This is a genomic window from Halanaerobium sp. (assembly GCF_003070835.1).
In genome coordinates, this window is sequence record NZ_QBLR01000418.1 from 1 (window position 1) to 2383 (window position 2383).

A 2383-nucleotide genomic window follows, 5' to 3' on the forward strand; every position below is an offset into this window, starting at 1 on the left:
AGTTAAACCTACAAATTAACTTATAGAAAGGATGATGATAATGAAGAATAACAAAATAATATATCTAACAGCCTTCCTCTTATCATTATCCCTTATCTTGCTGCTGGAAGCTGGTTCTTTAAAGCTTCTGGCAGAAGATATAAAAATTCAGGAAAAAGAAGAAGTTGAAATAGAACTATTATTATCTGCTTCTAAAAAGCCTGCAGGGGAAGAAAGTCAGTTAGATTCCAGTAATGAAGTAAAAACCCAAACAAAAGATACAGCTTCTCAGGTTCAAAATGAAGAGGCGGAAGTAGATAAAAATAGTTTAGCTGAAAAAAAGGTTGAAATTACAGAAGAAAAAAAAGATCTTGCAGAAAATAAGATAATAGAAGAAAAAGAACCTCCTAAAAAAGAAGTTATACAAACAGAAAATAAATTGAAAGAATCACAAGTAAAAAATACAAAAGATATGCAGCAGGAAAAGAATAATGTAAATGAACAAAATGATAAAAAAACTGAGTTAGAAAAAAAAGAAAAAGTAGTAGACAAAAAAGAACCCAAGGAAAAATATAGAAAAGAAACTATAAATCAATCGATTAAACAAAAAGATTCTGCTGAAGATAAACAGCAAAATAAGGAGAAAGAAAAGGTGGCTGAACCACCAGCCTGGATGCAGAATTCAGCAAACAACTCAGAAAAAGAAGAATCTGTAGAAAAAGAAGAGAAAAATAAAAAAGATGAATTTGATTTAGATAGTTTTATAGCTAATTTAGAAGCTGAAGCAGATAAAGAGTCAGATTCAGGTAAAATAGATAAGTTTAATCAAGAAAATGAAGCTGCAGATCTTCAATCAGATCAGATCAGCACAGCAGAAGCAGTAAATAATAATGCTGAAGATAAAAATAATGAGACAACCTCAAATATTAGTGCTGACAATTCTGCTGCAGCGAAAAACAAAGCCGATCAGGAAAATAAAGTTTATGACCTAAGAAAAGGTAATTTAGATTCAATTAAAAAACCAGGGGTTAGTAAATACAGCCAGCCAGAATACCCTCCTAATTTAAGAAGGAGAAATATCGAAGGGAGGGTTATAGTTTCCTTAAGAATTGATACAGCAGGCCAGGTTCATGATTTAAAGTTAAATGAAAGCTCAGGTTATAAGTCATTTGACCAGGCTGCTCTGAAGGCTGTAAATGATTGGAAATTTAAAGCTGCTGAAAAAGATGGAGAAAAGATAGAAGTAATAGTAAATCTGCCAATTAAATTTGAGTTGAACTAAAGGAGGTAAGATAAATGATTACAGAATTTATAGAAACTGCAGGAGTTGTAGCATACCCACTGCTTTTAGCAGCATTTTTAATGTTATTTATAATTATTGAACGGACTATAGTTTTTATTATAAAATACAGAACAATTAATAAAGATGAATATTTAGAGGCTATTTCAAATTTTAATTCAGATAGTCAGAGTAATATATTAAATAAAACAAAGGGAATAGCAGCAGATATTTATTGTAATACTTTAAAGAGAAAACCCAAAAGTAGAGAGGAGTTTAAACTTTATCTTGATGCAGAAGAGGTTGATCAGCTACCAGAACTTGAGAAACATCTGGGATTCTTAAATTTTATTGCCCAGGTTGCACCTACTCTTGGGCTTTTAGGAACTGTTAGTGGTATGATCAAGACATTTCAGGTCTTAGGTCTGGGTGGAAACCCTGAACAGATGGCATTAGGTATTTCTGAAGCCTTATTTACTACTGCTGCTGGTTTGATAATTTCATTACCTGCTGCAGCATTTTATCATTATTTTTATGCAAAGATCGAAAAGCTGCATAATCAAATGAATAATTTACGATTAGAAAGTGAGAGTTTGCTTTTTGAAAATGAAATAAAGGAGACAACTAAAAAGGGGTTGAACAAGAATGAGTTATCAGCCTAAAAGAAGGAGCTCAACCTTAAATCTGGCCCCGATGATTGATATTGTATTTTTATTATTAATTTTCTTTTTGGTTTCTTCAACACTGCAGGGAGAAGAAGCATTATATAATATTAAGGTACCGGATAGCAGTATCGGCAGAACTAAAAATGTTGAGATGGTTAACATCTTTTTGGATAAAAATAATAAAATATATTACAATCAAAAAGAGTATAGCCGTCAGGAAATAGAATCTTTACTTGCTGATATCAGAAGTGAAAAAAATAATAAAGTAAAAATCTATGCTGATAAAGAAAGCAATTTTGAAGCAGTAGTATTTTTAATAGAAAATTTTAAAAATGAAAGCTTTCAAAATATTTCATTTTCCTTGCGTGAAGAAAATTAGGTGATAGAGTGAAAGTCTGCTTGCAAACCGCGTGGACTTGCCCGAGGAGGGTCAAAGATCATTAAACTATAAAAATATCAT

At 31.4% G+C, this 2383-nt stretch carries 3 protein-coding genes; all 3 read left to right on the forward strand.

Translation table 11 applies throughout. The annotated features are described in order from the left end of the window. The first annotated feature begins 40 nt into the window (after positions 1-40). Genes CI949_RS19885 through CI949_RS19895 form a run of 3 tightly spaced genes read left to right on the forward strand, consistent with a single transcriptional unit; the run spans position 41 to position 2302 of the window. Positions 41-1261: an energy transducer TonB gene (locus CI949_RS19885; protein ID WP_290769670.1), complete on the forward strand. Its 1221-nt coding sequence runs from the start codon at positions 41-43 to the stop codon at positions 1259-1261. A 14-nt stretch (positions 1262-1275) separates the two neighbouring features. Continuing rightward, positions 1276-1920: a MotA/TolQ/ExbB proton channel family protein gene (locus CI949_RS19890; RefSeq protein WP_290769672.1), complete on the forward strand. Its 645-nt coding sequence runs from the start codon at positions 1276-1278 to the stop codon at positions 1918-1920. Continuing rightward, complete coding sequence (locus CI949_RS19895) at positions 1904-2302, forward strand: biopolymer transporter ExbD (protein ID WP_290769674.1); 399 nt, start codon at positions 1904-1906, stop codon at positions 2300-2302. Before CI949_RS19890 ends, CI949_RS19895 begins: the two co-directional genes overlap by 17 nt. Positions 2303-2383 lie beyond the last annotated feature (81 nt).